We start from the raw sequence: 8482 nt of genomic DNA on the forward strand, positions 1-8482 counted from the left end.
GAGGTGTGCGCGGAGTTCGATCCGTTGGTGGGGCGGTCGTTGCGGGAGGTGATGTTCGCTGATCCGGATGGTGTGCTGGATCGGACGGAGTGGACTCAGCCGGCGCTGTTCGCCTTCGAGGTGGCGCTGTACCGGCTCGTGACCTCGTTCGGGCCGACTCCCGATGTCCTGCTGGGACATTCGATCGGTGAGCTGGTGGCGGCGTATGTGGCGGGGGTGTGGTCGCTGCCGGACGCCTGTGCGCTGGTGGCGGCGCGGGGCCGGTTGATGGGCGCCCTGCCCGAGGGCGGCGCCATGGTGGCCGTGGCGGTGACCGAGACCGAGGCGAACGCGGTCCTCACCGGATACGGCGCCCGGCTGTCGATGGCCGCCGTGAACGGCCCGCGTTCGGTAGTGCTCTCCGGTGACGAGGACGCGGTCGAGGAGATCGAGCGACTCTTCGCCGGCCGCGGGCACAAGACCAACCGGTTGCGGGTGAGTCACGCGTTCCATTCGGCGCGGCTGAACCCGATGCTCGACGAGTTCCGGGCGGTCGCCGCCCGGATGACCTATCACGCGCCGTCCGTGCCGATCGTCTCCGATCTGAGCGGTGCGGTCGCCGATGCGGAACTGAGCACGCCGCAATATTGGGTCCGGCAGGCCCGCGAGGCCGTCCGGTTCGCCCCCGGCGTCGCGACCCTGCTGGCCACCGGGACCCGGCGTTTCCTGGAGCTGGGCCCGGACGCCGCGCTGACCGCGATGACCCGGCAGTGCCTGGCCGCCGACCCCGAACGCGAGGCGCGCGCCGTGGTGGCCGCCGCCGCCCGCCGCGGCACCGACGAGGTCGCGTGGTTCACCACGTTCCTGGGCACCGTGTTCGCCGCCGGTGCGCCGGTGCGCTGGGAGCCGCTGTTCGCGGGACGGTCGCCGCGCCGGGTCCCGCTCCCCGGCTACGCCTTCCAGCGTTCCCGCTACTGGCTGCCGGCCGGTGCCGAGACCGGCGATGTGAGCCGGCTCGGCCTGCGCGCCGCCGATCACCCGCTGCTGGGTGCGGTGACGGCGCTGCCCGGCAAGGACGAATGGGTGTTCACCGGCCGGCTCTCGGCCGGTGCGCAACCGTGGGTGAGCGATCACCAGGTGTTCGACACGGTGCTGTTCCCGGGCACCGGTTTCGTGGAACTGGCACTGGCGGCGGGGGCACGGCTGGGCACCGAGTCGATCGACGAACTGGTGCTGGAGGCCCCGCTGCGGTTGGACGACGACGCCGTTGCCGATATCCAGGTCGGGGTCGAGGCACCGGACGCCGACGGGCGGCGGCGTTTCGTGGTGGCCTCGCGGAGCGCGGCGGACGGAACCACCGGTGGATCCGGTACCACCCACGCCCGTGGCGTCCTGGCGCCGGGTGTGCGGCTCGACGGCGGCTTCGCCGACGGTGCGGATTCACCGCCCGCGGACACGCCGACACCGGGCGATGCGCTCTACGACGAGCTGGCCGTCCGCGGGTTCGGCTACGGGCCCGCGTTCCAGGGTGTGCGCAACCTCTGGCAGGCGGACCAGGACATCCTCGCCGAGGTGGCACTGCCCGCCGAACTCGACACCGAGGGCACGCGATTCGGCATCCACCCAGCGCTTCTCGACGCCGCCCTGCACGCCGGTGTGCACGCCTGGATCGCCGATCTGCCGCCGGACGAACTGCCGCTGCCGTTCTCGTTCAGCGGGGTGCGGTTGTTCCGCCCCGGGGCCACGGCGGTCCGGGTGCGGATCCGGCGCACCGGCGCGGAGACGCTGCGGGTGGAGACCTTCGACGCCGACGGCGCACCGGTACTGACCATCGAGGCGCTGCGGGCCCGCCCGGTGCACAGCCGCGTGCTCGGCCGGGTCCGCGCCGGTGGGCGCCCGCTGTACGAGGTGCGCTGGAGTGCCCCCGAAACGCCGGTGCGTGGCGCGGGTGAGCCTCCGGTCCTGGCCGCGGTCGGCCTACCGGCCGCGGCCGGTTTCGTCGCGGCATACCCGGATATGACCGCTCTGATCGAGGCCGCGTCCGACGACTCTCCCGGTGCGGGAGACGGACCGCGACCCGATGCGGTGGTGTGGTGCGCCGGGGAGGGTCCGGCGGATCCCGGGGATCCGGGGGCCGCGGTGCGTGACCGCGTGCACGAGGTGACCGCCACCGTGCGGACCTGGCTGCGGCTGTCCGTCGACGGGACAAGGCTGGTCGTCGTCACCCGTGGTGCGGCCGGTCTGCCGGAGGAAGACCCGGAGCTCGCGGCCGCGGCGATCCGGGGTCTGCTGCGCAGCGCGCAATCCGAGAACCCCGGGCGGATCGTGCTGCTCGATATCGAGCCCGGCGCCGAGGTCACACCGGAGCTGGTAAGTGCGGCGCTGGCCACCGAGGAAGAGCAGCTCGCGGCCCGGGCGGGCGCGCTCCTGGTCCCCCGGCTGGTCCGGCACGACGTCCCGGCGCCGGGAACCGGTATCGGGCCGGGGACGGTGCTGATCACCGGCGGAACCGGCGGGTTGGGCGCGCTGGTGGCGCGGCATCTCGTCGTCGAGCACGGCGTCGGGGACCTGGTCCTGTTGTCCCGGCGCGGGGAAGCGGCCGACGGTGCGGCCGGGCTCGTCGCCGAATTGACCGGACACGGTGCGCGGGTGCGGGTGCGGGCCTGCGATGTGAGCGACCGATCCGCGGTGGCGGCGGTCCTCGACGAGATCGTGGCCACCGGTCCGGCGTTGACGGCCGTGGTGCACGCGGCCGGTGTACTGGCCGACGCGACCCTGGACACGCTCACCCCCGAGCAGATCGACACGGTGCTGGCGCCGAAGGTCGACGCGGCCCTGCACCTGCACGAACTCACCGCCGGGCTCGACCTGTCGGTCTTCGTGCTGTTCTCCTCGATCGCGGCCGTCCTGGGCTCGCCGGGGCAGGGCAACTACGCGGCCGCCAATTCGGTCCTGGACGCCCTGGCGCAGCGGCGGGCCCGTGCCGGACTGGCCGCGGTCTCGGTGGCCTGGGGACCCTGGGAGCAGAGCGGCGGCATGACCGCCACCCTGGCCCGGGGCGCCGCCGAGCGGATGGCGCGAATGGGCCTGCGCGCGCTCGGCCACGCCGACGGGCTCGCGTACTTCGACCTGGCGGTCACCGCGGGGACACCCTGCGTCGGCGCGGTCGATTTCGATACGGCGGCACTGTCGCTCCAGGTGCGGGCGGGGCTGCTGCCCGCGCTGGTGCGGTCGCTGGTGCCGCGCTCGCGCCGGGCCGACAGCGGTGGCGGTGAGCTGCCGCGGCGGCTGGCCGCCGCGCCCGCCGACAGACACGACGCGCTCGTCCTGGATTTCGTGCGCGACCAGGTCGCCGCCGTACTGGGTTACGCCACGGGGGCGCTCATCGAGGTCGACAAGCCGTTCACCGAACTGGGTTTCGATTCGCTGGGCGCGGTGGAGTTCCGCAACCGGCTGGGCAAAGCCACCGGGCTGCGCTTGCCCTCGACCCTGGCCTTCGACTATCCGACCGCCGCCGCGATCGCCGGTTTCGTCCGCGCCGAACTCGACGGTGCCACACCGGTCGACCGGCCGGCCCGGCGCCGGGCGCGCGCCGACGAACCCATCGCCATCGTGGGTATGGCCTGCCGGTATCCCGGCGGTGTCGAATCCCCGGACCAGCTCTGGGATCTCGTGGCGTCCGGCCGGGACGCGATCACCGGGTTCCCCGCGGACCGCGGCTGGGATCTGGAGCGTCTCTACGACCCCGATCCGGCGCACCCGGGCACGTCCTATGTGCGCGAGGGCGGATTCCTGCTGGACGCCGCGGAATTCGATGCCGGGTTCTTCGGTATCGGCCCGCGCGAGGCGGTCGCGATGGACCCGCAGCAGCGACTGCTGCTCGAAGTGTCCTGGGAGGCGATCGAACACGCCGGGATCGATCCGGCGTCGCTGCGCGGCAGCGATACCGGCGTCTACACCGGGGTGATGTACCAGGATTACGACGCCCTGACCCGTCGGGCCGGGCCCGAGATGGAGGGGTACATCGCGACAGGCGCCGCGGGCAGTGTGGTGTCGGGCCGGGTGTCCTACGCCCTGGGCCTGGAGGGGCCGGCGGTGACCCTGGACACCGCCTGTTCCTCGTCACTGGTGGCACTGCACACCGCCTGCCGCGCGCTGCGCGCCGGGGAGAGCACGCTGGCGCTGGTGGGCGGGGCCACGGTCATGTCGACACCCTCGGTGTTCGTGGACTTCTCCCGGCAGCGCGGTCTGGCCGCCGACGGACGGTGCAAATCCTTCTCGGCCGCCGCGGACGGGGTCGCGTGGGCGGAGGGCGCGGGTGTGCTGGTGCTGGAACGGCTGTCCGACGCGCAGCGCGCGGGCCACCGGATCCTCGCGGTGGTACGCGGTTCGGCGGTGAACCAGGACGGCGCCAGCAACGGGCTGACCGCGCCGAACGGGCCCTCCCAGGAACGGGTCATCGCGGCCGCGCTGGCCGACGCCGGACTGACGCCGACGGACGTGGACGCCGTGGAGGCCCACGGTACGGGCACCGCGCTCGGTGATCCGATCGAGGCCCGGGCGCTGCTCACCGCGTACGGCCGGCAGCGGTCCGAACCGCTGCGGATCGGGTCGCTGAAATCGAATATCGGGCATACCCAGGCCGCGGCGGGTGTCGGCGGCATCATCAAGATGGTGCAGGCCCTGCGGCACGAGGAACTGCCCCGGACCCTGCACGTGGACGAACTGTCCCCGCATGTGGATTGGTCGGCGGGGTCGGTCGAGGTGCTCACCGAGGCCCGGGACTGGCCCGCGACGGCGGGCCGGGTACGCCGGGCAGGGGTGTCCTCGTTCGGCATCAGCGGGACCAACGCGCACGTGATCATCGAGGAGGCCCCCGCCGCGCCGGGTACCCGGGCGGGCGCCGATCCGGACCCCGCGAGCACGGAACCGCTCGACATTCCCGTGGTGCCGCTGCGGATCTCCGCGAAAACCGAGGAGGCGCTGCGGGCACAGGCGCAGCGGTTGCGGGACTGGCTGGCGGACCGGCTGGATACGGATTCCTGGGCGGTGGCGCGGGCGCTGCTGGATTCGCGGGCCGTGCTCAACCGGCGTGCGGTGGTCCTCGGCGGCGACCGCGCCGAACTACTGGCGGGCCTGGCGGCGCTGGCCACCGGATCGGGCGGGCCCGGGGTGGTGGCCGGTGGGCCGGTGCCGGGGCAGACGGCGTTCCTGTTCACGGGTCAGGGTGCGCAGCGGGCCGGGATGGGCCGGGAGCTGTACGCGGTGTTCCCGGTGTTCGCGGCGGCGTTGGACGAGGTGTGCGCGGAGTTCGATCCGCTGGTGGGGCGGTCGTTGCGGGAGGTGATGTTCGCCGATCCGGACGGTGTGCTGGATCGGACGGAGTGGACCCAGCCGGCGCTGTTCGCCTTCGAGGTGGCGCTCTTCCGGTTGCTGGAATCCTTCGGCGTGGTGCCGGACCTGGTCACCGGGCATTCGATCGGTGAGCTGGCGGCGGCGTATGTGGCGGGGGTGTGGTCGCTGCCGGACGCCTGTGCGCTGGTGGCGGCGCGGGGCCGGTTGATGGGCGCCCTGCCCGAGGGCGGCGCCATGGTGGCCGTCGCGGTGACCGAGACCGAGGCGACCGAGGTGGCGTTCGGCTACCTCGGCCGGGTATCGGTCGCGGCGCTGAACGGTCCCTCCTCGGTCGTGTTCTCCGGCGAGGAGGACGCGATCGAGGAGATCGCCCAGCGGTTCACCGACGAGGGGGTGCGGACGTCGCGACTGCGGGTGAGCCACGCCTTCCATTCCGAACTCATGGAACCGATGCTCGACGAATTCCGCGAGGTGGCCCGGGGCCTGACCTACCGGGAACCCCTGCTGCCGGTGGTTTCCGGACTCACGGGCGGGCTCGCCGGGCCCGAACTCACCGACCCCGGGCACTGGGTGGACCAGGTCCGCGAATGCGTGCGGTTCGCGCCCGGAGTGGACGCGCTGGTCGAGGCCGGGGCGCGGACCTTCGTCGAGGTGGGACCCGACGCGGTGCTCACCGCGATGGCCCGGGAATGCCTGGCCGAGTATCCGGATGTCGAGGCCGGATCGGTGGTCGCCGCCTCGGTGCGGCGAACGGTCGGCGAGGTCCGCGGACTGGTCTCCGTGCTCGCGCAGGTATCGGTGGCGGGCGGTCCGGTGCGGTGGGCGCCGCTGTTCGCCGGGCGGCCCGGCCCTCGGGTCGACCTGCCCACCTACGCGTTCCGGCGCCGGCGGTACTGGCCGCAACCGGCTCCCGAATCGGCGACCGGTGCGTTCGGCCACCCGCTGCTCACCGCCGCCGTACCGCGTGCGGCCCAGGACGAGTGGTTGTTCACCGGACTCCTGTCGCTGCGCACCCACCCCTGGCTCGCCGACCATGCGGTGCTCGGCTCGGTGCTGTTGCCCGGTACCGCGTTCGTGGAGATGGTCGCGGCCGTGGGGTCGCGGCTGGGCCTGGATACGGTCGAGGAACTCGTCCTGGCCGCGCCGCTGGTGTTCGCCGCGGGCGCCGAAGTGGATGTCCAGGTGGGTCTGGCCGTGCCCGACGGCACCGGCCGCCGCACCTTCGAGATCCATTCCCGCCCCGTCGAGCCGGGTGCGTCACCGGCCGCGACCCCCTGGGTGCTGCACGCGAGCGGTGTGCTGGCCGCCGGTGCCGAACCCGGCATGGAATGGCACGAGCAGGCGTGGCCGCCGCCGGGCGCCCGGCGCGCGGACGATTCCACGTTCTACGACCGTCTCGCGGCGCGCGGGTTCGACTACGGCCCGGCCTTCCGGGGCGTCACCGCGCTGTGGCAGCGGGGCACCGAAACCTTCGCCGAGATCTCCCTCGACGAGACCGCGAGCGGTCCGGTGGCCGGATTCGGTGTGCACCCGGCACTGCTGGACTCCTGTCTGCACGCGGCGCTGGACGGGTTGACCGGCGAGGTGGCGGAAGGCCAGGTGCCACTGCCCTTCTCATTCGCCGGAGTGCGGTTCGGCCGCCGGGGCGCGGCGGCCGCGCGGGCCCGTATCGTCGCGCACGGTGACGGGCAGATCGGGATCGATATCGCCGACGGCAGCGGAGAATTCGTGGCGTCGGTCGCGGCGGTCACCGCCCGCGGCGTGACGCCGGAGGCGCTCGCCGCCGCCGGCGCGCAGGCGGGGCCGACGCCGCTGGTGTTGCACTGGACACCGGCCGAACTGCCCGCGGCGCCCGCCGCCGCGTCCGCCACCCTGGGTGCGCTGCGGATACCCGGTATCGACCGGCATTTCGCCGACCCGGCCGAACTCGCCGCGGCCGAGAACGTTCCGGAGGTCGTGGTGTGGTCGCCGCCCGAGGGCGGCGCGGTGCCGGGCGACCACCGCGCGGCCGCGGTCCGGCAGGCGGTACACGCCACACTGGCGGTGCTGCGGTCCTTGCTGTCGGCGGAACGGACCACCGGAATCCGGCTGGTGGTCGCGACCCGCGGTGCGGCGAGCCTGCCGGATAGCCCGGTGGATCCGGTCGCCGCGGCGGTGGCGGGCCTGGTGCGCAGTGCGCAGTCCGAACATCCCGGCCGGATCCTGCTGCTGGACCACGACGGCGGTCTGGACGCGGCAGTGCTGAGCGGCGTCCTGCACGCCGGCGAACCGTCGGTGGCCGTCCGTGACGCGCGGATGTTCGTGCCACGCCTGACCCCGGCCGCGCCGGCCGCCGGGGAGGCGCCGGCCCGGGCGGGTGGCGCCTTCGGGGCGGGCACAGTGCTGATCACCGGCGGTACCAGCGGCCTCGGCGCGGTGACCGCCCGGCACCTCGCGGTCGCGCACGGTGTGCGGCACCTGCTGCTGGTGTCGCGCCGGGGCGATGCGGCCGAAGGGGTCGCCGAACTCGTCGCCGAACTGGCCGAACTCGGTGCGCGGGCCCGGGTCGCCGCCTGCGATGTCGCCGACCGGGCGAGTGTGGCGGCGGTGCTGGACACCGTCGACCCCGACCATCCGCTGACCGCGGTGATCCACTCCGCCGGGGTTGTCGACGACGCGACCATCGACACCCTCACCGCCGAGCAGGTCGACCGGGTGCTCACCCCCAAGGTCGACGGCGCGCTCAATCTGGACGAGCTCACTCGCGGGCACCGGCTGGCGGCGTTCGTCGTGTACTCGTCGGTGGCCGGTGTCCTCGGCGCCCCGGGGCAGGGCAATTATGTGGCCGCCAACTCCTTCCTCGACGCCCTGGCCCACAACCGCCGCGCCGCGGGGCTGCCCGCGCTGTCGGTGGCCTGGGGCGCCTGGAGTCAGGAAGTGGGCATGACCGGGGCGCTGGACGCGGCCGCGGTGGCCCGGCTGCGGCGGATGGGAATCACCCCGCTCAGCGATACCGCCGGGACCGCCTATCTGGACGCGGCGGCGGCCACGGACACGGCGCTGGCGGTCTGTGTCGATTTCGACCGGGCGACCCTGGCCGCGGGCACCCGGGCCGGTCGTCTGCCCGCCGTCCTCGGTGCGCTGGTCCCGGCGCCGCGGGTCCGGCGGG

General features: G+C 73.9%; 1 protein-coding gene. It reads left to right on the forward strand.

The window, feature by feature from the left end:
* A partial coding sequence (locus tag ABZV91_RS31365) for an SDR family NAD(P)-dependent oxidoreductase (protein ID WP_355249347.1) occupies positions 1 to 8482 on the forward strand: 8482 nt, incomplete at both ends.

This window comes from Nocardia sp. NPDC004568 (assembly GCF_040609955.1).
GTDB lineage: Bacteria > Actinomycetota > Actinomycetes > Mycobacteriales > Mycobacteriaceae > Nocardia.